Here is a 19,969-nt window from a genome sequence, read left to right as displayed (position 1 = left end):
GGCGCGCGGCGGGCCACGGACGCGTCCCGCCGCGGCGTGCGAGCATGGGCGCATGGACCCTGGATGCGACGTGCTCATCATCGGCGGCGGCATCGCCGGACTGTCCCTGGCCTCGGAGCTGGCCGACCGGCGGGGGAGCGGGACGGGGATCGTCCTCGCCGAGACCGAACCGGTGCTGTCCCGGCACACCTCCGGGCGCTCGGCCGAGCAGCTGATCCCCAGCTACGGCCCGGCGCCCGTGCGGGAGCTGACCGGGGCGACCGTCGCCCGGCTCCTCGACCCTCGGCCCGCCCCGCCCCGGCCCCTGGCCTGGCCCAGCCGCATGGTCCTCGTGGGGACCGAGGAGCGGCTGCGGGCCGAGGCCGCCCCGGGGACGCGGGCGCTGTCCCGTGCCGAGCTCGTCGAACTCTGCCCCGAGCTGGCCTGCTCCCCGGCGGACGTGGTCGAGGCCGGTCGCCTCGACAGCACGTCCGTGCGCACCGACGCCGCGGCCCTCGTGGCCTGGCACCGGGACCGCGCCACGGCGGCGGGCGCGCAGCTGCGCACCGGCGCCCCCGTGACCGCGGCGGAGCCCGACGGCGACGGCTGGTCGGTCACGGCCGGCGCGCACCGGCTGCGGGCCCGGCGGGTCGTGGTCGCCGCGGGCGCCTGGGCGGACGAGGTGGCGGCCCTCTTCGGTGCGGCCCCGCTGGGCCTGCGTCCGCTGCGGCGCACCGCCGCCCTCGTGCGGCTCGCGAGGCCCCTGGCCCCGGACCACCCCATGGTCGTGGCCGCGGACCACGGGTGGTACTACCGGCGGGCCGGGGACGGCGCGCTCGTCTCCCCGTCCGAGGCCGTGCCCAGCGAGCCCTGCGACGCGCAGCCGGTGCTCGAGGACGTCGAGGACCTCCTGGCGCGGCTCAACACCGTGACCTCCCTGGGCGCCACCGCGATCGAGCGGGCCTGGACCGGTCTGCGCACCGAGGCACCGGACGGCGTGCCCGTGTGCGGGACCGACCCGGACGTCCCGGGGCTGGTCTGGCTCGCCGGGCAGTCCGGCTACGGGTTCCAGACCAGCACCGCCATGGCCCGCGCCGCCGCGGACGTGCTGCTCGACGGGGCCGTGGGCCCGTGGTGCTCCCCGGACACGGCCGCGGCCCTGGACCCGGTCCGCTTCCGCCGCTGAGCCGATCGGGGTGCGCACCGTCCGCCGGCACGGCACGGGACCTGCCGCGGCACGTGCTCCCCGGGCACGGCCCCGCCGGAGGCCGCCGTCAGCGGACGAGGTCCTCCACGAAGCGCACCAGATCGGCGGCGACGCGCTCCGGTCGCTCCCACGTCACCAGGTGACCGGTGTCCTCGTAGACGACCAGTCGTGCTCCCGGGATCGCCGCGACCAGCGCATCCGTGTGGTCGCGGGGGAGCAGACCGTCGCACGCTCCCCAGAGGACCAGTGTGGGGACGGCGATCGTCCCGGCGTCGGTGGGCGGACGGGCGGTGGACAGGCCCTCGAGGGAGCGCTGCCGCACGCGGGCGGGGATGGCCGCGCCGTGCCTGACGCTCTCCTCGACGTACCACTGCGGGACCGGCTGGACGGTCGGGAACCAGCCCAGGAACTCCCGGACCCAGGCGGGGTCGACGGGATCGCTCAGCCGCTCCACGTCGTCGGCGAACGGCGGACGGCCCTGCAGGGAGCGGGGCGAGCCCACCAGGACGAGGCCGAGCACCCGGTGCGGATGGTGGACGGCGACCTGCTGGGCGATGTACCCGCCGCTGGAGGAACCCAGCAGGACGGCCGACGCCAGGCCGAGGGCGTCCAGGAGCGCCACCACGTCCGCGGCGAGGTCCGGCAGCGCGTAGCCGTCCTGCGGCCGGTCGGCCTCCCCGTGGCCGCGCTGGTCCGGGGCGATGGCGCGCACGGTGGCGGGCAGCAGCGGGAGCAGCCGGGAGAACTCCCGGTGGGACTCTCCCCAGCCGTGGAGCAGGACGACCGGTGTCGCGCCGGCGGGACCCGTGGCGGCCCAGGACACTGTCACGCCCGTGGCGAGGGCGGTGCGGTGGACGGGCAGGTCGTTCCCCATGCCCCGCAGTCTATTCCGCCGCGGACCGCCCGTCCCTGCGGGACGGGCGGTCCGCGCTCCCGTCGCCGCTGCCAGGGGCGGGGCGGAACGGCGCGGTCAGGCCCCGGCGAGGCCCAGCCGGTCCAGCACCCAGGCGTACTCCCAGGCCGTGTCCTTCCACTGCGAGTACCGCCCCGAGGCGCCGCCGTGGCCCCCGGCCATCTCGCAGCGCAGCAGCACCGGTTCGCCGGACGTCGAGGCGCCCCGCAGCGCGGCGACCCACTTGGCGGGCTCCACGTAGAGCACCCGGGTGTCGTTGAGGCTCGTCACCGCCAGGACGGGGGGATAGGGGAGGGAGCGGACGTTCTCGTAGGGGGAGTAGTCGCGCATGTACCGGTAGACGTGCGCGTCCTCGATGGGATTGCCCCACTCCTCCCACTCCAGCGCGGTGAGCGGCAGGGAGGGGTCGAGGATGGACGTCAGCGGGTCCACGAACGGCACCGCGGCCAGCGCGCCGCAGTACTTCTCCGGGGCGAGGTTGAGCACCGCCCCCACCAGCAGACCGCCGGCGGAGCCCCCCATCACCAGGATCCGCCGCTCGTCGACGTCCGGGCGGGCGGCGAGGTGTTCGGTGACCGCCACGTAGTCGGTGAACGTGTTCGTCTTGTGCAGCTTCTTGCCGTGCTCGTACCAGGTCCGGCCGAGCTCCCCGCCGCCGCGCACGTGCGCCACGGCCCACACCACGCCCCGGTCCAGCAGGGACAGCCGCGAGACCGAGAACGCGGGGTCGGTGCTGTGCTCGTAGGAGCCGTAGGCGTACTGCAGCACCGGCGCCGGCACGGAGGGGTCGAGGTCCGCCCGGCGGATCAGGGAGACGGGGACGCGGGTGCCGTCCGCCGCGGTCGCCCAGTCCCGCTCGACCGCGTAGTCGGCGGGGTCGTAGCCACCGAGCACCGTGGCCTCGCGGCGCAGCAGCGGCTCGCCGGGCAGGGCGCCGTCGTCCCCGGTGGCGCCCGCCACGAAGACGTCGTAGACGCGCGGGGGCGTCGTGAAGGACGTGTAGGAGAGGCGCACCACGGGGGCGTCGTGCTCCGCGGCGGAGACGCTCGCCGTGTAGAGCTCCTCGGCGAACTCCGGCTCCACCGCGGCGGCCTGGGCGGCCGTGCCGAGCCCGGGGAGCGGCAGCAGTCGGACCCGCAGCGTGGTGTCGGCCCGGACGGAGACCACCAGGTGGGTGGCCGTCACGGCGCAGCCGTTGACGCGGACGGTCTCCGAGGCCGGCACGACGTCGCGCAGGGCCACCTCGGCGACCGGGCGGCCGAGGTCGGCCGGGTCCATGAGGGAGATCCGGGAGTTCGGGGCCTCGTGGTCGTGGGTCAGCAGGATCTGCTCCCGCCCGTCCAGCAGCAGGGGCTCCGCCTCGTAGAGCACCCGGTCGGTGCGGGGGAGCACCACCCGCAGCGGCGCCGCCGGGTCCGCGACCGGCTGGATGAGCTGCTCGGAGAACTCGGAGCACATCGCCTCCACCACGATCCAGCGGCGGTCCGCGGACAGGCCCGCCCCGAGCCAGAGACCGGGATCGGCCTCCTCGTGGACGACGACGTCCTCGGCCACCGGGGTGCCCAGCTCGTGCCGGCGCAGCTGGTGGGGGCGCCAGGACTCGTCCACCACGGTGTAGTAGACGGCGCGGGCGTCCGGGGTGAGGAAGGAGCCGTAGAACGTCCCGGGGATCTCGTCGGCGAGCAGCGCTCCCGTGGTGAGGTCCCGGACGCGCAGCGTGAAGCGCTCGTCGCCCGTGACGTCCTCGGCCCAGGCCAGCAGCTCCCCGTCCTCGGAGACGTCGAAGCTGCCGAGGGAGTAGAACTCGTGCTTCGCGGCCTCCGCGTTGGCGTCCAGGAGCACCTGCTCCCCGGTCATGGGGGTGCCGGGCTCGACGACGGGCGGGGTCCAGTCGGCGATGACGTCGCCGGTGGTCACCGCCGGGACCCGGCAGAACACCTGGTGCGCGCCGCCCTCCACCGTGCGGGCGAAGTACCACCAGGCACCGCGGCGGCTGGGCACGGACAGGTCCGTCTCCTGGGTGCGGTCCTTGATCTCCCCGAAGATCGTCTCGCGCAGCCCCGTGAGGTGGGCGGTGGCGGACTCCGCGTACTCGTTCTCCGCGGCGAGGTGGGCGAGCACCTCGGGGGAGTCCTTGTCCCGCATCCACTCGTACGGGTCGGAGAACACGTGGCCGTGGAAGGCGCGCTCGACGGGCTGCTGGCGGATCTGCGGGGGAAGGACAGTCATGGCCCCCATCCTAGGGAAGTCGTCCCGGGAGAGGACGGGCCGGGGCGGCCGGGCCGGTGCCAGAATGGCCGCATGAGCACCCCGGCCCACCTCGCCCCGCGACCGCCCGCCTTCGGATCCACCCGCGCCGACCTGTGGCTGCAGGTGCTGCTGGTCCTGGGCGTGTCCCTGGGCGCCTCGGCCCTCTACGCGGTGCTCTCCCTCGCCGAGCACCTCGCCCGCGGGCCGCTGTCCGAGGCGCAAGCCACGATGAACCCGCCGCTGAGCCTGCAACCGCTCTTCGACCTGCTGCGCCAGCTCACCGGCATCGCCCTGGACCTGGTGCCGGTGCTGCTGGCCCTGTACCTGCTCGCCGGCTCCGCCGGTGCGCTGGGCACGGTCCGCCGGCGGATCGGTCTCGACGCCCGCATGCCCGTCCCGGACCTCGGCCTGGGCACCGTGCTCTTCCTGCTCATGGGGCTGGGGACGCTGGTGCTCTACGGCGCGGGCCGGGCCCTGGGCGTCACCGCCGAGGTCACGACGTCCGGGCTCGCCGAGCACTGGTGGACGGTTCCCGTGCTGCTGCTCTCGGCCGTGCGCCACGCCCTGGTCGAGGAGGTCGTCGTGGTCGCGTTCCTCACCGACCGGCTGACCCGCATCGGCTGGAGCTGGCCCGTGGTGCTGGTGGTCACGGCCCTGTTCCGCGGCAGCTACCACCTGTACCAGGGGATCGGGCCGTTCCTCGGCAACGTGCTGATGGGCCTGGTGTTCGCGGAGCTCTACCGGCGCACCGGCCGGGTGATGCCCCTCGTCGTCGCGCACTTCCTGCTGGACGCCGTGGGATTCCTCGGCGCCGCCCGGCTGCTGGGCTGAGCCGGGGTCCGCCGGGCGGGCCCCGGGCCCTCCCGGCCTCAGATGGTGACGGGGCCGTCCGGGGTGGTGAACGTGACGGAGAGCACCCCCGGGGTGCCGTCCGGATAGCGCCAGTCGACCTCCAGGTCCTGGAGCGCGGTCTCGACGGGGGCGCCCAGCCACTCGGCGACCCGTTCCGGGGCCCCGGCGATGCACATCCCCGCGAGGCCCACGTCCGTGATCCGCGCCTGCGACGGGTGCATCTCGGGGCCGGACTCGAAGTGCACCATGAACGGCAGCTGGGGGTCGGCGATCAGGCCCTTGACGCCGATCTGGCGCCACTCGAGGCACCGCCCGTCCGGGAACACCCGCTGACCGGGCACGGACCGGCGCCCGAGGCGCTGCTCGAAGGGGGTGAGGTCGTCGACCTCCACGACCCAGCCGAGCCAGCCGCCGCCGGCCTCGGACCGGGCGCGCACGGCCTGGCCGAAGGGCGCCTTCTCCGCCGCCGGGTGCTGGAGGACCTCGACGACCTCCACGTACTGGTGGTTGGTGAGGGGCAGGATCATGTTGCGGGTGCCGAAACGTGGGTGCACCCCACCCTTGACCGGCTCGATCCCGAGCTGGTCCGCGATGCGCTCGGTGGTGGCCGCCAGGCCCTCCGGGCGGCAGGCGTAGGACACGTGGTCGACTCTCATGGGCTCATCGTGGCACCCTGTGAGTTTCGTCTCCAAATCGGTCTGCGACGCGCCCGGCGTGGTGCCCCCGGCGCCCCGCGCCGGGCGTCACGGCCGGACCCGGCTTGACGCCGTGTCGCCCGAATCCGGAGAATGCTGTCCAGGTCATGAGCGCCAGCGTCCAAGCCCCAGCTAGCTGGCCGGCAACCCTCCACCGCGGTGGGGTGCCCTGGGTGAAGACCAGGCTCCTCGCGACCGGCGAGCGAGCAAGCGCGGGTCCCCGGTGCCCGGCCCTTCCCGGCCGCACCGCCTCGGCCGGGACGGGACCCCTGACACCCGCAAGGAGTCCCACGGCATGTCCGAGTCCCCCGCTTCCAGCACCGACGTCCCCGCTTCCGGCACCGACGTCTTCACCGCCGAACGGCCCACCCCGGAGAACCCGGGGGGCTGGGCCTTCGAGACCCGGCAGATCCACGCGGGGCAGAGCCCCGACCCGGTCACCGGCTCCCGGGCCCTGCCGATCCACCAGACCACATCCTTCGTCTTCCCGGACGCCCAGGCCGCGGCCGACCGCTTCGCGCTCGCCGAGCTCGGCCCGATCTACACGCGGATCGGGAACCCGACCACGGAGGTCGTGGAGAACCGGATCGCCGCCCTGGAGGGCGGCGTGGGCGCCCTGATGCTCAGCGCGGGGCAGTCGGCGACCACGTTCGCGGTGCTCAACGTCGCCGGCGCGGGCGACCACATCGTGGCCAGCCCGAGCCTCTACGGCGGGACCTACAACCTGTTCAAGTACACGCTGCCCAAGCTCGGCGTCGAGACCACCTTCGTGACGGACCCGGACGACCCCGAGGCCTGGCGGCGGGCGGTCCGGCCGAACACCAAGGCCTTCTTCGCGGAGACGATCCCGAACCCGCGCAACGACGTCCTCGACATCGAGACCGTCTCCGGGATCGCCCACGACCACGAGGTGCCGCTCATCGTGGACAACACCGTGGCGACCCCGTACCTGGTCCAGCCCTTCCGCTGGGGCGCGGACGTCGTGGTGCACTCGGCCACCAAGTTCCTGGGTGGGCACGGCACGGCGATCGGCGGCGTCATCGTGGACTCCGGCGCCTTCGACTTCGGCCGCTACCCGGAGCGCTTCCCCGGCTTCAACCTGCCCGACGAGTCCTACGGCGGACTCGTCTACGCCCAGGCACTGGGGGCGGAGGGCCCCTTCGGCGTCAATCTGTCCTACATCCTCAAGGCCCGGGTGCAGCTGCTGCGCGACCTCGGCTCGGCGATCTCCCCGTTCAACGCGTTCCTCATCGAGCAGGGCATCGAGACGCTGTCCCTGCGGATGGAGCGGCACGTGGACAACGCCGGGAAGGTGGCCCGCTGGCTCGAGGCGCGCGAGGACGTGCGCTCGGTGTCCTGGGCCGGACTGGAGTCCTCCCCCTGGCACGGGCGGGCGCAGAAGTACGCGCCCCTCGGCGCCGGCTCGATCCTGGGCTTCGTCCTCGACGGCGGCCGGGAGGCCGGAGCCGCCTTCGTGGACGCCCTGACCCTGCACTCGAACGTCGCGAACATCGGCGACGTCCGCTCCCTCGTGATCCACCCGGCGTCCACCACGCACAGCCAGCTCCTGCCCGAGGAGCAGCTGGCCTCCGGCGTGGAGCCCGGCTTCGTGCGCCTGTCCGTGGGCCTGGAGAACATCGACGACATCCTGGCGGACCTGGGGCAGGGCTTCGCCGCGGCCGCGGCCGTGCACGGGGGACAGGAGTGACCGTGACCGTCGTGAAGGGCGCCGACGCCGGGACCGCCGTCCGCGAGGACGGCGTGCCGCGCATGGCCGGGATCGGCGAGCTGGAGCTCGAGTCGGGCTTCCGGCTGCCCGAGGTCCGGATCGCCTACGAGACCTGGGGGACGCTCGCCCCGGACGGGTCCAACGCGGTGCTCGTGGAGCACGCCCTCACCGGGGACACCCACGTGGCGGCGGGCAGGGCCCGTCACGGCGCCCCCGAGGCGGAGCGGCGCGCCGCGGAGACCGGCGGCTGGTGGGAGGGCCTGATCGGCCCCGGCGCCGCGATCGACACGGACCGCTACTTCGTGGTCTGCACCAACATCGTGGGCGGCTGCTACGGGTCCACGGGCCCGGCGACCCCCGCGCCGTCGAGCGTGGACCCCGAGGGCCGCCCCTGGGGCTCCCGCTTCCCGCTCGTCACCGTCCGGGACTCCGTGCACGCCGAGGCGGCACTGGCCGACACCCTCGGCATCGACTCCTGGCGCCTGGTCATCGGCGGCTCCATGGGCGGTGCCCGGGCCCTGGAGTGGGCCGTGACCTATCCGGACCGGGTCCGGGCCTGCGCGGTGGTCGCCGCGTGCGCCCAGTCCAGCGCCGAGCAGCTGGCGTGGGGCCAGGCGCAGAACCTCGCGATCCGCCAGGACCCGCACTTCCGCGGCGGGGACTACTACGACGGGCCGCTGCCCGTCACGGGCCTGGGCCTGGCACGGCGGATCGCCCACATCACCTACCGCTCGGCCGACGAGCTGCACCACCGGTTCGGGCGCTCGCCGCAGGCCGACGAGCGCGTCATCGGCACGCACCCCGACGGGCGGGGGCGCTACCAGGTGGAGAGCTACCTCGACCACCAGGCGTCCAAGCTCGCCGGGCGCTTCGACGCCAACAGCTACCTGGCCGTCAACGAGACGCTCATGTCCCACGACGTCGCCCGGGACCGCGGCACGCTCGAGGAGGCGCTGTCCGTGACCTCGTGCGAGTGGCTCGTGGCGGCGGTGGACTCCGACCGGCTCTACCTGCCCCGCGAGTCCGACGTCCTGGCCGCCGCGCTGCCCGGGGGCGCCCGGCGGCACACCCTCACCTCGCCCTCGGGCCACGACGGCTTCCTCATCGAGGCGCCCCAGCTCGGCAAGCTGCTCGTGGAGACCGTGCTGCGCCGTCCCTGAACCGGGGCGGGACCCTCAGGAGTCCGCGGTGCCGTGCCCGGGCGCGAACCCGCCCCCGGGCACGGTGGCGGTGCCGAAGTGCGGCCGCTTCGGCCGGACCCGCGCCCCGGAGCTCGTGCGGCGGATGCGGCGGGCCACCCACGGCCGCAGGTAGCGGTGGGCCCAGACGAGGTCCTCCGCCCGGGCCTGACGCCACGACGAGGGAGGGCGGTCGGGGACGACCTCGGGCGCCAGGCCGTGCTCGATGCCCAGGCTGTCGAGGACCTCGACCGCGATCCGGTGGTGGCCCAGGGGGGAGAAGTGCAGCCGGTCCGGGTCCCACATCGCCGGGTCCGTGAGCTCCCGCAGTCCCCACAGGTCCACCAGGACGGCGTCGTGCCGGGACGCGACCACGCGCACGTTCTCGTTGTAGACCGCGATCCGGCCCCGGATCCCGCGCAGCACGGGAGTGGCGCCGATGTCCGGGCCGTCGATCAGCACGACGGTCGCCCCGTCCGCCCCGAGCCGGCCGACGACGTCGTCCATCTCCTCGGCGATCGCGTCCGGGTCCCCGCCCGGGCGCAGCATGTCGTTGCCGCCCGCGCAGATCGTCACGAGGTCCGGGGACAGCTCCAGGGCGGGCACCACCTGCTCGTCGACGATCTGGCGGAAGAGCCGGCCGCGGATCGCGAGATTGGCGTAGGACAGGCCGGGGGAGAGCCGGTCGAGCTCCTCCGCGACCCGGTCGGCCCAGCCGCGGTGCCCGCCGGGGGACCCGGGGTCCGGGTCCCCGATGCCCTCCGTGAAGGAGTCGCCGATCGCCACCATGCGCAGCCACGGGTGGGTGGGCGATCCGGTGTCCGGGGGTCCTGCCGTCGTCTCGGTCATGCCCCCGGTCTACCACCGGGCCCGGCGGGGGTCCACGGGACCGCGCCGTGGACCCCCGTGCGCGGATGGCACACTGGAGGCATGACCGACGCCTCCGTCCCGACCGGGACCGACACCCCCTTCGCCGTCTGGAGCAACGACGCCGACGCCCGCCCCGGCACCCCGCTGCTCGTGCTCCTGCACGGCTACGGCTCGCACGAGCACGACCTCATGGGCCTCGTCCCGGCCCTGCCGGACGAGTTCAGCGTGGCGTCCGTGCGCGCCCCCCAGCCCATCCAGTTCGGCTACCAGTGGTTCCCGCTCGCCGCGGACCTCAGCTTCTCCCTCGACCGCGTGGCCGAGGCCGTGGAGCCCGTCGCGGCGTGGCTGCGGGAACTGGCCGCGGACCACCCCAGCATCACGCTGCTCGGGTTCTCGCAGGGCATGGCCATGGCCACGTCCCTCGCCCGCCACATGCCGGGGGAGATCGCCGCGGTGGTCGGGCTCTCCGGGTTCGTGGTGCCCGGGGAGCACCCGCTGTTCGCCGACGACCGGCTGCGGGAGCAGCCGCTGCGGATGTTCTGGGGCCGCGACCCGCAGGACCCGGTCATCCCGCAGGAGCTCGTCGACTCCACGGCCGGGTGGGCGCTGGACCACGCCGACGTGATGAAGGTGCACTACACCGGGGTGGGCCACGGGATCAGCCCGCAGGAGGTCGGCCACGTGCGCGAGTACCTCACCCAGGTGGTGCTGGGCGACCCGTCCCGCCGGGTCAGCCCCCCGCGGTGATCCGGACCGAGGCCCCGCCGGCGGAGACGACGTCCCCCGGGTGCAGCTGCCGGCCGCGCCGCGTCTCGACCTCGCCGTTGACCGAGACCTGACCGTCCTCCACGAGGCCCCGGGCGTGCGCCCCGTCCTCGGCGAGGTTCGCCAGCTTGAGGGCCTGGCCCAGCCGGATCATGTCGTCGCGGATGGGCAGTTCGTCGGGGCCGCCGGGCCGCTGGGAAGTCGTCATGGTCCCATTGTCCCAGCCATCCGGACGCCCGGCGACCTACGCTGGACCCGTGTCCGACTCCATCCCGTCATCGGTCGCGAGCGCGCTCGGCCCTGTCCTGGCGGTTCTCGCGGGCTCTGCACTGGCCCTCCAGTCGCGCATCAACGGCGCGCTCGGGACACGGCTGGGTGATCCCGTGGCGGCGGCGTTCGCGGCCGTCGTCGTGGGCGTGACAGCGGTGACCGCGGTCAGCGTGCTCAGCGCCGCGGGTCGGCAGGGCCTGCTGAGGCTCGTCCGGCAGCTGCGGGAGGGTCGCCTGTCGTGGTGGTTCCTGCTGGCTGGTCTCATCGGTGCGGTGTTCGTCTTCGCCCAGACGCTGACGGCCGACACACTGGGCGTCTCCGTGCTGCTTCTCGCGGTGGTGGTGGGGCAGTCCCTGGGCGGGCTCGCGGTGGACCGCTGGGGCATCGGCCCGGCCGGGATCCGGCGGGTGACCGGGCTGCGCGTGCTGGGCACGGCCCTGGTCGTGGCGGCGGTCCTGCTGGCTGTGTCACCACGCCTGGGCCAGGCTGCCGGGGGTGTCACGGCGCTCGTGCTGCTGCCGCTCCTCGCCGGAACCCTGATGCCGGTGCAGACAGCCATGAACGGGCGGATCGGGGCCGCCGCGGGTACACCCGTCACCCCCGCGCTCACCAATTTCCTCGCGGCGGCGGCCGGTCTCGGTGTGGCGACGGCGGTCCACCGCGCTGTCGCGGACCCGTCCCCGTGGACGTGGCCGGGGCCGCCGTGGCTGTGGGCCGGTGGTCTGCTGGGCGCGGTGGTCGTGGGCGCGAGCGCGGTCCTCGCCCGGTCGATCGGTGTGCTGCAGACCAGTCTCGGCCTGGTCACCGGCATGCTGCTGGGCGGGCTCGCGATCGATCTGCTGCTGCCGGCACCGGGCGCCGTCGTCGCGCCACTGACCGTGGCCGGGACGCTGCTGACCCTGGTGGGGCTCGCCGTCGCCTCCTGGCCGGGGAAGGCCAGGACGGACGAGCCCTGAGCCGCTCCGGCCCGCGGGCGAGCCGTGCCCGCGCGGTCCCCGGTCCCGGGCGGTCGGCGGGCACGGCGGGAATTGGCTACGCTGGGACGAGGACGTCGCACGCGGCGTCCTCGTTCGTGACGGCCGGTGACGGCCGGTCCCCGCCCGGCGCACCGCCGGGCCACACCACCCACCCCGCGTCCGCAGCCGGCGGTCGGGCGAGACCCTGGAGGAAACCCACATGGCCCCCAAGTCCACGCTGGACAACGTCATCTCGCTGGCCAAGCGCCGCGGGTTCGTGTTCCAGGCGGGTGAGATCTACGGCGGTTCCCGCTCGGCCTGGGACTACGGGCCCCTCGGTGCGGAGCTCAAGGAGAACATCAAGCACGAGTGGTGGCAGACCTTCGTGCGCGGGCGCGAGGACATGGTGGGCCTCGACTCCTCGATCATCCTCCCGAAGGCCGTGTGGGAGGCCTCGGGGCACGTGGCGACCTTCACCGACCCGCTGGTGGAGTGCACCTCCTGCCACAAGCGCGCCCGCCAGGACCACCTGGTCGAGGCCTTCGAGGAGAAGAAGGGCCGCGCCCCCGAGAACGGCATGGCCGAGATCCCCTGCCCCAACTGCGGCACCAAGGGCCAGTGGACCGACCCGCAGCAGTTCTCCGGGCTGCTCAAGACCTTCCTCGGCCCGGTCGACAACCAGGAGGGCCTGCACTACCTGCGGCCCGAGACCGCGCAGGGCATCTTCGTGAACTTCAACAACGTGGTCACCGCGGCGCGCAAGAAGCCGCCGTTCGGCATCGGCCAGATCGGCAAGGCCTTCCGCAACGAGATCACCCCCGGCAACTTCATCTTCCGCACGCGCGAGTTCGAGCAGATGGAGATCGAGTACTTCACCCACCCGTCCGAGGCCGGGCACTGGTTCGACGAGTGGGTCGAGGCCTGCTGGAACTGGTTCACCGACCTGGGCATCGACCCGGACCACATGCGCCGCTACGACGTCCCCGAGGACGACCGGGCGCACTACTCCGCGGGCACCATCGACATCGAGTACCGGTTCGGCTTCCAGGGCAACCCGTGGGGCGAGCTCATGGGCGTGGCCAACCGGACCGACTACGACCTCGGCGTGCACAACGAGCACTCGAACACGGACCTCAGCTACTTCGACCAGCAGACCAACGAGCGCTACGTCCCGTACGTGATCGAGCCGTCCTTCGGCCTGACCCGCTCGATGATGGCCTTCCTCGTGGACGCGTACACCGAGGACGAGGCCCCCAACTCGAAGGGCGGCACCGACAAGCGCACCGTCCTCAAGCTGGACCCGCGCCTGGCCCCGGTCAAGGCCGCGGTGCTGCCGCTGTCCCGCAACGAGGACCTCTCGCCCAAGGCGAAGGACCTGGCCGCCGAGCTGCGCCGGAGCTGGAACATCGACTTCGACGACTCGGGGGCGATCGGGCGCCGCTACCGCCGCCAGGACGAGATCGGCACCCCGTTCTGCATCACGGTGGACTTCGACACCCTCGAGGACCAGGCCGTGACCATCCGCGAGCGGGACGCGATGACCCAGGAGCGGGTGGCCCTCGACCAGGTGAAGTCCTACCTCGCCGGGAAGCTCGTCCGCTGATGAGCGGCGCGCTGACCGGTCCGGTGCTGCGTCCCTGGCGGGACGGGGACGACCTGCGGCTGCTCGAGGTCTGGCCCGACCCGGAGACGCCCCAGGCCGCGGCCTTCCGCGCGACCCTGCGTCCCGACGACGACGCCCCGTGGTCCCGCACCGTGGTGGCGGAGGACTCCGGCGTGCCGATCGCCGCCGGCACGGTCTACGAGTCGGCGCTGCACCCGTCGCGGCTGTGGGCCTACGTCGAGGTCGCCCCCGACCGCCGCGGCGAAGGACTCGGGCGTGTCCTGCTGGAGCGGCTGCGCACCGAGGCGGCGGGCTCGCCCTCGGGCGTGCAGGCCCTGCGCACGAAGGCGGCGCCCGGCTCGGCCGGCGAGCGGTTCGCGCGGGCCGCGGGCCTGGACGTCGTCCAGGACTCGCGCGTGGTCCGCGTGGAGGCCGGGGCACTGCCCCTGCAGCCGCTGCGGGAGCACCCCGACGGGACACCGGCGCAGGTCGTCGAGGACCTGGCCACCGGCTCCGTGGAGCTCACGCGCGCCCTGTGGGCGTTCTACCGCTCCGTCCACGCCTGGGACGAGCCGGCTGACCTGCCCGTGGGGCGGGTCAACCAGCTGTTCCTCTCCGACGCCGCCCACGCCTACGGCGCGCTGGTGCTGCGCAACGGCGTGGGCCCGGGGGAGCGAGGAGCGATCTCCGCGTTCGCCGTGAGCTACCGGCCCGTGGAGCTCGACGCCGCCCCCGGCGCCCCGGCCCCGGAGGACGCCCCGGACGCGCCCGCCCACGTCATGCTCGGCTGGACGCCGGGGGACGCCGCGGCGGGCCCCGCCCTCGAGCAGCTGCTCGCCCTGCTGGCCCACCACCACCCCGTGCAGTTCCAGGTGGACGGCTCGATGGAGCCGCTGACCGCCGTCGTCGAGAACCTCCTGGCGGCCGGTGTCGCCACGGTCGTGGAGGCCTCCGTCGTCCTCGCGGAGCCCGGGGACTGAGCGCCGGGAGAGCTCCGGCACCGGGCAGGTCCCGGCACGCGGAAGGCCCCGGCACCTCGAGGTGCCGGGGCCTTCCGCGTGCCCTGCCCGGCCCGGTCACGGACCGGGCAGGGTCCGTGCTCAGCCGGCCGTGCTGGTGCCGAGGTGCTCGCCGTCCGCCTCGGCGGGGACGTAGTGCTGCTCGCCGTAGAGCCAGTCGGTGTAGTCCCAGATGCCGTGCCGGTCGGCGGACTTCCACAGCATGTTGCGCACGGTCCGCTCGACCGGGCCGGTGAGGTGCCAGGACTCGCCCCACACCCGCGCCGTCGTCTGGATCCGCGCGGTGCGTGGCTGACGGACGGCGTTGTACTCCTGGAACACGGCGTTCCACTGGGAGGCGTCGTGGTTCTCCGCGTCCGCGAACACCGTCTTCGCCGAGATCGCCTCGAGCGCGGCGGCGTCCTCGAGGGCCTGGCAGGCGCCCTGGGCGAGGTACTGCAGCATCGGGTGCGCGGCGTCGCCGGCCAGGGCGATGTTGCCGTCCACCCAGTTCTCGATCGGCACGCGGTCGAACATGGGCCAGCGCTGCACGTGGCTGAGGTTGTCCAGCGCCGCCTGGACCTCGGGCACGCAGTCCTTGTAGGCCTCGCGCAGCTCGGAGTCCCCCTCGTAGACGAGCTGGCCGGCGGCGAAGGACGGCGAGCGGTAGACGGCCACCGTGTTGAACAGCTCCCCCTGGCGCAGCGGGTACTGCACGAGGTGGCACTCGGGGCCCATCCACACGACCACGGCCTCCATGTCGCCGGAGTGCTTGATCTGCGAGATCGGCAGGGCGCCGCGGTAGGCGACGTACTCGGAGCCCACGGGCTCGTCGTCGGAGAGCTGGGCGCGGACCACGGACCTGATCCCGTCCGCGGCGACGATCGCGTCGGCCTCGAACACCCGGCCGTCGTCCGCGGTCGCCCGGGCGACGGTGCGCCCGTCCGCCTCGACGTTCTCGGTCCTCGCCACCCGGACGTTGTTGTGCAGGGTCACGCCCAGCTTGTCGCACTCCTCCATGAGCAGGCGGTGCAGGTCGGAGCGGTGGGCCACGATGTAGGGGGCGCCGTAGCGCTCGTAGTACTCGCCGGTCACGTCCTCCCGCAGCAGCTCCTCGCCCGTGAGGGCGTCCCGGAAGACGATGTACCGGGGGGCCACGCCGGTCTCGACGGCCCGGTCGAGCACGCCCCACTCGCGCAGCAGGCGGGTGGCGTTCGGGGACATCTGCAGACCGGCGCCGACCTCCCCGAACTCGGGGGCCTGCTCCACGAGCTCGACCTCCGCGCCCAGCCGGCGCAGGACGAGGGCGTTGCCGAAGCCGCCGATGCCGCCTCCGATGACGAGGACCTTGGTGTGCTGTGCCATGGTGTTGGTTCCTTTCGGGCTGAGGTGGACGATGTCAGGCTGTCGGCTCGGGCCGTACGAGCCGGGGGGCCCGGCCGGCCCCTCTGATGACGGGCAGGAGAGCGAACTGCAGGACCGTGGAGACGGCCGCCGCGCCGGCGAAGAGCATGAACACCGGATATACGCCGTCGGAGAGCCGCCCGGCGAAGACCGCCCCGATCATCATGCCGAGGAACGCCGAGGAGCCCACCGTGCCGGCCGTCGCCTGGGACACGTCCCACTCCTCCATGAGAGCGGGCTTGACGGTGCCGAAGACGATGAGGTCGTAGCCGTCGAAGACGATCAGCAGCCAGCACACCAGCACGGCGATCCAGCGGGCGTGCCGGTCCACCGGGGCGGGCGGCACGACGTCGGCGTGGACCGTTGCGGACATGGGGACTCCGTTTCGCAGGTGCGGGGCGCCACTGACGTGCGACGTGTCACACCAGGATGTGCCCGTGACTTCGGAGTTCCGAAACTAATTCTGCAGAGTGGAAATCGCCGTGTGCTGCGGATCTCCACCTAACCGCCGGGGGCGCCTAGACTGGGCCCGTGCAGAACCAGGACCTGGAGCGGAAGCCGGCCTACTCCCTGCAGTCCGTGGACAACGTCCTGCGCCTGCTCCAGATGCTGCGCGACTCGGGTGGCGTGCGGCTCAAGGACGTGGCGCAGGAGCTGGGTGTCGCTCCCTCCACCGCTCACCGCCTCCTGTCGATGCTCGTCTACCGCGGCTTCGCCGTCCAGGACGACTCCCGTCGCTACCTCGCGGGGCCGGGCCTCGGTGTCTCGGTGCCCGAGTCCGGGTCGCACAGCAGGCTGCGCGCCCTCGTGCAGCCCTACCTGGAGCTGCTCAGCGAGCGGACCCACGAGACCACGAACCTCATGGTCCGGGTCGGCACCACCGTCCGCTTCCTCAGCTCCGTGGAGGGCGCGGGGTTCCTCAAGGTCGGCGACCGGCGGGGCGCCGTCCTCCCCGCGACCGCCACCTCCGCGGGCAAGGTCCTGCTCTCCTACGTCCCGGAGGAGGACCTGGCCCGGCTGTTCCGCACGGGTTCGGCCCGCACCGTGGGGGAGTACCTCGACGAGGCGGCCTTCGGCTCCTTCGTCCGGTCCCTGGCCATGATCCGCTCGGTGGGGCTGGCCTTCAACCGCGAGGAGGCCGAGCGCGGGGTCTCCGCCGTGGCCTGCGCCGTGCGCGACCCAGCGGGGCACGCCCTGGCCGCCCTGTCGGTGTCCGTCCCCGCGCAGCGGGCCGCCGTGATCGAGGACCGGTCGGTGATCCGGGCGCTGCGAGAGGTGTGCCGGGAGATCGAGGGGGAGATCGCCGCGGAGACCGAGTCCGGCGAGCCGGGCCGGAGCGACCGCTGAGACCACGGCGTAGTTTCCATCCAGCAGAATTCATTGCGAGTCGAGGCGGGGCCTGCTCTAGCGTGGCCAGTAACTCACATCACAGCGCAGCGTGGTCCGCCCCGCGGCCCGCGAGTACCGAGGAGCTCACCATGAGTCACGACAACCGGATGACGGTGCCGGCCCCCACGCCGGAGGAGCAGGCCCAGCTCGACGCCCTCTACCAGGACTTCGACGCGGGCCACATGATCCCGCTGTGGACGGAGATCGGCAATCTCATGCCGGAGGCCCCGCAGTCGGCGGCCGTGCCGTTCGTGTGGGAGTGGAAGAACCTGCTGCCGCTGGCCGAGCGGGCCGGTGACCTGGTGCCCGTGGGACGCGGTGGGGAGCGCCGGGCCATCGCGCTGGCCAACCCCGGACTGGGCGGGCGCCCGTACGCCACCCCCACCCTGTGGTGCGCGATCCAGTACCTCGGCGGCCACGAGGTCGCCCCCGAGCACCGGCACTCCCAGAACGCCTTCCGCTTCGTGGTCGAGGGCGAGGGCGTGTGGACCGTGGTCAACGGCGACCCGGTGCGGATGTCCCGCGGCGACTTCCTGCTGACCCCGGGCTGGAACTTCCACGGCCACCACAACGAGCTCGACCAGCCGATGGCGTGGATCGACGGCCTCGACATCCCGTTCGTGCACTACACCGACACCGCGTTCTTCGAGTTCGGCATCGACCGGGTCACCGACGAGTCCACTCCGGAGTTCTCCCGCGGCGAGCGGCTGTGGTGCCACCCGGGCCTGCGCCCGCTGTCGGGTCTGCAGAACACCGTGTCCTCCCCGATCGGGGCCTACCGGTGGGAGCACACCGACCGGGCGCTGTCCGAACAGCTGCGGATCGAGGACGAGGGCTACCCCGCCACCGTCGAGCAGGGGCACGCCGCCGTCCGGTACGTGAACCCCACCAACGGCGGGGACGTCATGCCCACCATCCGGGCCGAGTTCCACCGCTTCCGTCCCGGCACCGAGACCCGCACCACCCGCGAGGTCGGCTCGAGCGTCTACCAGGTCTTCGAGGGCCGCGGCCGGTTCGTCCTCGACGGCGAGGTCCGTAAGGTCGAGAAGGGCGACCTCGTGGTCGTCCCGTCCTGGACCGCGTGGCAGATCCAGGCCGAGACCGAGTTCGACCTGTTCAAGTTCGGCGATCAGCCGATCGTCGAGAAGCTGAACTTCAACCGCACCTTCGTGGAGGGCGAGGAGAAGTAGCACCCTCGTCCCCCTCCGGCGCGCGGCGCAGCCCGCACCGCGCGCCGGACCACGTCCGGGACGCCCCACCGGGCGCCACCGCACACCGACCCAGGAGAACAGACCCTATGAAGCTTGCAACCCTGCGTACCGACGGGGCCACCACGGCCGCCCGCCTCGACGGTGAGGTCTTCACCGAGATCGAGGGCTATGCGGACCTCGGCGCCCTGCTGGGACAGGACGACTGGAAGCAGATCGCCGCCGACGCCTCCGGGCCGACCCACCCGGCCGCCGACGCCGAGCTCGAGACGATCGTCGCCGACCCCGGCAAGGTCCTGTGCGTGGGGCTCAACTACAAGAGCCACATCCAGGAGATGGGCCGCGACCTGCCGAGCTACCCCACGATCTTCGCCAAGTTCACCGAGACCCTGACCGGCCCGAACGACGACATCGAGGCCGTGGCCGAGGACCCGCAGCTGGACTGGGAGGGCGAGCTCGTCGTCGTCGTCGGCAAGCGCGCGTACAAGGTGGACGAGGCCGACGCCGGTCAGTACATCGCCGGCTACGCCGCGGCCAACGACATCTCGATGCGCGAGTGGCAGTTCCGCACCAAGGAGTGGCTGCAGGGCAAGATCTGGGCGAAGTCCACCCCGGTGGGCCCCGTCATGGTCACCGCCGACGAGTTCGACCCCGCCGCCGCGACCCTGCACACCCGCGTCAACGGCGAGACCATGCAGGAGCACTCGATCGGGGACCTGCTGTTCACGCCCGAGCACCTCGTCTCCTACTTCTCCACGATGCTGCCCCTGAACCCCGGGGACATCATCCTCACCGGCACGCCCGGCGGCGTGGGCCGGGCCCGCAACCCGCAGGTCTTCCTCAAGTCCGGCGACGTGGTCGAGGTCGAGATCGACGGTCTGGGTGTGCTTACCAACAAGATCGTCGACCCAGCCTAGGAGGCCCCCATGGTTGCCCGTCAGGACCTCACCACGGACGAGGACCTCAAGGCCCAGCTGCTGCTCGTCCGCCGCGGCACGGCCTTCTGGTCCCGCAAGGTCAACGAGCTCATGAACGACGAGCTCGACGGCCCGTCGCTGCTGCCCGGCTGGAGCCGCCGGCACGTCATCGCCCACGTGGGCTACAACGCCCGTGCCCTGACCCGGCTCGTGCAGTGGGCCAACACGGGCGTGGAGACCCCGATGTACTCCTCTCCGGAGGCCCGCAACCAGGAGATCGCCTACGGCGCGACGCTCCCGGCCCGGGCCCTGCGGCACCTGAACGACCACGCGTCGGTGTCCCTCAACGTCGAGTGGCGGGACACCCCGGACGAGGCGTGGGGCCACGAGGTGAGGACCGCGCAGGGCCGGACCGTGCCGCTGACGGAGACCCTCTGGATGCGCAACCGCGAGGTCTGGATCCACGCGGTGGACCTCGACAACGGCGCCCGCTTCGCGGACGTCCCGCGGGAGGTCCTGACCCGGCTGCTGACGGACGTCGTCGGCAACTGGGCCGCGCAGGACAAGGACCCCGGGCTGCGGATCCAGGTCTCCGACGCCCCCGAGCTCGGCGAGCTCGGGACGGGAGCGGACCAGGACTCCGGGACCACGGTGCGCGGGGACCTGGCCGCGGTCGCGCAGTGGGCCTCCGGCCGCGGCGGACACCGTCTCGAGGTCGGCGCCGACGTCGGGAACCCGCGCTGGATCTGAGCGCACAGGACGCCGCAGGGCCCCGGGGGCGCTCCC

General features: G+C 73.4%; 19 protein-coding genes and 1 riboswitch. Of the genes, 12 read left to right on the top strand and 7 right to left on the bottom strand.

Features of this window, described 5'->3' with window-relative positions:
• The first annotated feature begins 52 nt into the window (after positions 1 to 52).
• Positions 53 to 1,165, top strand: coding sequence for an FAD-dependent oxidoreductase (locus ACH9D2_RS17905; RefSeq protein WP_396364179.1), 1,113 nt, complete (start codon positions 53 to 55; stop codon positions 1,163 to 1,165).
• A gap of 88 nt (positions 1,166 to 1,253) precedes the next feature.
• On the opposite strand, the gene ACH9D2_RS17900 is transcribed toward ACH9D2_RS17905, so the two are convergent.
• A complete protein-coding gene (locus tag ACH9D2_RS17900) occupies positions 1,254 to 2,060 on the bottom strand; it encodes an alpha/beta fold hydrolase (protein WP_396364178.1) in 807 nt (268 codons plus the stop codon).
• A gap of 96 nt (positions 2,061 to 2,156) precedes the next feature.
• Positions 2,157 to 4,328: a S9 family peptidase gene (locus ACH9D2_RS17895; RefSeq protein WP_396364177.1), complete on the bottom strand. Its 2,172-nt coding sequence runs from the start codon at positions 4,326 to 4,328 to the stop codon at positions 2,157 to 2,159.
• A 72-nt stretch (positions 4,329 to 4,400) separates the two neighbouring features.
• Here ACH9D2_RS17895 and ACH9D2_RS17890 point away from each other — a divergent pair, with 72 nt between their 5' ends.
• Entirely contained in the window at positions 4,401 to 5,180 is a 780-nt protein-coding gene (locus tag ACH9D2_RS17890; RefSeq protein WP_396364176.1) for a CPBP family intramembrane glutamic endopeptidase, read from the top strand.
• Positions 5,181 to 5,218: 38 nt separating this feature from the next.
• On the opposite strand, the gene ACH9D2_RS17885 is transcribed toward ACH9D2_RS17890, so the two are convergent.
• The gene (locus ACH9D2_RS17885) at positions 5,219 to 5,857 is read right to left on the bottom strand and encodes a VOC family protein (RefSeq protein WP_396364175.1); all 639 of its coding nucleotides are present in this window, start codon (positions 5,855 to 5,857) and stop codon (positions 5,219 to 5,221) included.
• A gap of 142 nt (positions 5,858 to 5,999) precedes the next feature.
• Positions 6,000 to 6,115: riboswitch (SAM riboswitch) on the top strand.
• 76 nt (positions 6,116 to 6,191) lie between these two features.
• Here ACH9D2_RS17885 and ACH9D2_RS17880 point away from each other — a divergent pair.
• Together ACH9D2_RS17880 and metX are read left to right on the top strand one after the other, a co-directional pair.
• The gene (locus ACH9D2_RS17880; RefSeq protein ID WP_396364174.1) at positions 6,192 to 7,604 is read left to right on the top strand and encodes a bifunctional o-acetylhomoserine/o-acetylserine sulfhydrylase; all 1,413 of its coding nucleotides are present in this window, start codon (positions 6,192 to 6,194) and stop codon (positions 7,602 to 7,604) included.
• Positions 7,601 to 8,785: a homoserine O-acetyltransferase MetX gene (gene metX / locus ACH9D2_RS17875; RefSeq protein WP_396364173.1), complete on the top strand. Its 1,185-nt coding sequence runs from the start codon at positions 7,601 to 7,603 to the stop codon at positions 8,783 to 8,785. Before ACH9D2_RS17880 ends, metX begins: the two co-directional genes overlap by 4 nt.
• A gap of 15 nt (positions 8,786 to 8,800) precedes the next feature.
• Here metX and ACH9D2_RS17870 read toward each other — a convergent pair whose 3' ends face one another.
• Positions 8,801 to 9,652, bottom strand: coding sequence for a GDSL-type esterase/lipase family protein (locus tag ACH9D2_RS17870; protein WP_396364172.1), 852 nt, complete (start codon positions 9,650 to 9,652; stop codon positions 8,801 to 8,803).
• An 81-nt stretch (positions 9,653 to 9,733) separates the two neighbouring features.
• Here ACH9D2_RS17870 and ACH9D2_RS17865 point away from each other — a divergent pair, with 81 nt between their 5' ends.
• A complete protein-coding gene (locus ACH9D2_RS17865; RefSeq protein ID WP_396364171.1) occupies positions 9,734 to 10,420 on the top strand; it encodes an alpha/beta fold hydrolase in 687 nt (228 codons plus the stop codon).
• On the opposite strand, the gene ACH9D2_RS17860 is transcribed toward ACH9D2_RS17865, so the two are convergent.
• The gene (locus ACH9D2_RS17860; RefSeq protein WP_298582466.1) at positions 10,404 to 10,646 is read right to left on the bottom strand and encodes an RNA-binding S4 domain-containing protein; all 243 of its coding nucleotides are present in this window, start codon (positions 10,644 to 10,646) and stop codon (positions 10,404 to 10,406) included. The genes ACH9D2_RS17865 and ACH9D2_RS17860 overlap by 17 nt on opposite strands.
• A gap of 49 nt (positions 10,647 to 10,695) precedes the next feature.
• On the opposite strand from ACH9D2_RS17860, the gene ACH9D2_RS17855 reads away from it, so the two are divergent.
• The 3 genes from ACH9D2_RS17855 to ACH9D2_RS17845 all read left to right on the top strand — a co-directional run bounded on the left by ACH9D2_RS17855 (position 10,696) and on the right by ACH9D2_RS17845 (position 14,247).
• The gene (locus tag ACH9D2_RS17855) at positions 10,696 to 11,664 is read left to right on the top strand and encodes a DMT family transporter (RefSeq protein WP_396364170.1); all 969 of its coding nucleotides are present in this window, start codon (positions 10,696 to 10,698) and stop codon (positions 11,662 to 11,664) included.
• Between the two features lie 220 nt (positions 11,665 to 11,884).
• Positions 11,885 to 13,267, top strand: a complete 1,383-nt coding sequence (locus ACH9D2_RS17850) for a glycine--tRNA ligase (RefSeq protein ID WP_396364169.1) — start codon at positions 11,885 to 11,887, stop codon at positions 13,265 to 13,267.
• On the top strand, positions 13,267 to 14,247 hold the full coding sequence (locus ACH9D2_RS17845) for a GNAT family N-acetyltransferase (protein WP_396364168.1): 981 nt from the start codon (positions 13,267 to 13,269) through the stop codon (positions 14,245 to 14,247). Before ACH9D2_RS17850 ends, ACH9D2_RS17845 begins: the two co-directional genes overlap by 1 nt.
• Before the next feature lie 120 nt (positions 14,248 to 14,367).
• On the opposite strand, the gene ACH9D2_RS17840 is transcribed toward ACH9D2_RS17845, so the two are convergent.
• Both ACH9D2_RS17840 and ACH9D2_RS17835 read right to left on the bottom strand, forming a co-directional pair.
• Positions 14,368 to 15,630, bottom strand: a complete 1,263-nt coding sequence (locus ACH9D2_RS17840; protein ID WP_396364167.1) for an FAD-dependent monooxygenase — start codon at positions 15,628 to 15,630, stop codon at positions 14,368 to 14,370.
• A gap of 34 nt (positions 15,631 to 15,664) precedes the next feature.
• Positions 15,665 to 16,042, bottom strand: coding sequence for a hypothetical protein (locus ACH9D2_RS17835; RefSeq protein WP_396364166.1), 378 nt, complete (start codon positions 16,040 to 16,042; stop codon positions 15,665 to 15,667).
• A gap of 158 nt (positions 16,043 to 16,200) precedes the next feature.
• On the opposite strand from ACH9D2_RS17835, the gene ACH9D2_RS17830 reads away from it, so the two are divergent.
• The 4 genes from ACH9D2_RS17830 to ACH9D2_RS17815 all read left to right on the top strand — a co-directional run bounded on the left by ACH9D2_RS17830 (position 16,201) and on the right by ACH9D2_RS17815 (position 19,933).
• On the top strand, positions 16,201 to 17,016 hold the full coding sequence (locus ACH9D2_RS17830) for an IclR family transcriptional regulator domain-containing protein (protein WP_396364165.1): 816 nt from the start codon (positions 16,201 to 16,203) through the stop codon (positions 17,014 to 17,016).
• A gap of 131 nt (positions 17,017 to 17,147) precedes the next feature.
• On the top strand, positions 17,148 to 18,248 hold the full coding sequence (locus ACH9D2_RS17825; protein ID WP_396364164.1) for a cupin domain-containing protein: 1,101 nt from the start codon (positions 17,148 to 17,150) through the stop codon (positions 18,246 to 18,248).
• Positions 18,249 to 18,355: 107 nt separating this feature from the next.
• Positions 18,356 to 19,183 carry a fumarylacetoacetate hydrolase family protein gene (locus ACH9D2_RS17820; protein ID WP_396364163.1) on the top strand — a complete coding sequence of 276 codons (828 nt, stop codon included), beginning with the start codon at positions 18,356 to 18,358 and terminating at the stop codon, positions 19,181 to 19,183.
• Positions 19,184 to 19,192: 9 nt separating this feature from the next.
• A complete protein-coding gene (locus tag ACH9D2_RS17815) occupies positions 19,193 to 19,933 on the top strand; it encodes a maleylpyruvate isomerase family mycothiol-dependent enzyme (protein WP_396364162.1) in 741 nt (246 codons plus the stop codon).
• Positions 19,934 to 19,969: the final 36 nt, after the last annotated feature.

Origin of the sequence: Kocuria rhizosphaericola (genome assembly GCF_044462205.1) — a bacterium.
Classification (GTDB): domain Bacteria; phylum Actinomycetota; class Actinomycetes; order Actinomycetales; family Micrococcaceae; genus Kocuria; species Kocuria rhizosphaericola.
This window is presented reverse-complemented; position numbering and strand designations above follow the sequence as displayed.

What these genes read in the sequence shown, in the direction of transcription:
- ACH9D2_RS17905 (WP_396364179.1), top strand. Translation starts at nt 53, where the DNA reads ATGGACCCTGGATGCGACGTGCTCATCATCGGCGGCGGCATCGCCGGA.
- ACH9D2_RS17900 (WP_396364178.1), bottom strand. Translation starts at nt 2,060, where the DNA reads ATGGGGAACGACCTGCCCGTCCACCGCACCGCCCTCGCCACGGGCGTG.
- ACH9D2_RS17895 (WP_396364177.1), bottom strand. Translation starts at nt 4,328, where the DNA reads ATGACTGTCCTTCCCCCGCAGATCCGCCAGCAGCCCGTCGAGCGCGCC.
- ACH9D2_RS17890 (WP_396364176.1), top strand. Translation starts at nt 4,401, where the DNA reads ATGAGCACCCCGGCCCACCTCGCCCCGCGACCGCCCGCCTTCGGATCC.
- ACH9D2_RS17885 (WP_396364175.1), bottom strand. Translation starts at nt 5,857, where the DNA reads ATGAGAGTCGACCACGTGTCCTACGCCTGCCGCCCGGAGGGCCTGGCG.
- ACH9D2_RS17880 (WP_396364174.1), top strand. Translation starts at nt 6,192, where the DNA reads ATGTCCGAGTCCCCCGCTTCCAGCACCGACGTCCCCGCTTCCGGCACC.
- ACH9D2_RS17870 (WP_396364172.1), bottom strand. Translation starts at nt 9,652, where the DNA reads ATGACCGAGACGACGGCAGGACCCCCGGACACCGGATCGCCCACCCAC.
- ACH9D2_RS17865 (WP_396364171.1), top strand. Translation starts at nt 9,734, where the DNA reads ATGACCGACGCCTCCGTCCCGACCGGGACCGACACCCCCTTCGCCGTC.
- ACH9D2_RS17860 (WP_298582466.1), bottom strand. Translation starts at nt 10,646, where the DNA reads ATGACGACTTCCCAGCGGCCCGGCGGCCCCGACGAACTGCCCATCCGC.
- ACH9D2_RS17850 (WP_396364169.1), top strand. Translation starts at nt 11,885, where the DNA reads ATGGCCCCCAAGTCCACGCTGGACAACGTCATCTCGCTGGCCAAGCGC.
- ACH9D2_RS17845 (WP_396364168.1), top strand. Translation starts at nt 13,267, where the DNA reads ATGAGCGGCGCGCTGACCGGTCCGGTGCTGCGTCCCTGGCGGGACGGG.
- ACH9D2_RS17840 (WP_396364167.1), bottom strand. Translation starts at nt 15,630, where the DNA reads ATGGCACAGCACACCAAGGTCCTCGTCATCGGAGGCGGCATCGGCGGC.
- ACH9D2_RS17835 (WP_396364166.1), bottom strand. Translation starts at nt 16,042, where the DNA reads ATGTCCGCAACGGTCCACGCCGACGTCGTGCCGCCCGCCCCGGTGGAC.
- ACH9D2_RS17825 (WP_396364164.1), top strand. Translation starts at nt 17,148, where the DNA reads ATGAGTCACGACAACCGGATGACGGTGCCGGCCCCCACGCCGGAGGAG.
- ACH9D2_RS17820 (WP_396364163.1), top strand. Translation starts at nt 18,356, where the DNA reads ATGAAGCTTGCAACCCTGCGTACCGACGGGGCCACCACGGCCGCCCGC.
- ACH9D2_RS17815 (WP_396364162.1), top strand. Translation starts at nt 19,193, where the DNA reads ATGGTTGCCCGTCAGGACCTCACCACGGACGAGGACCTCAAGGCCCAG.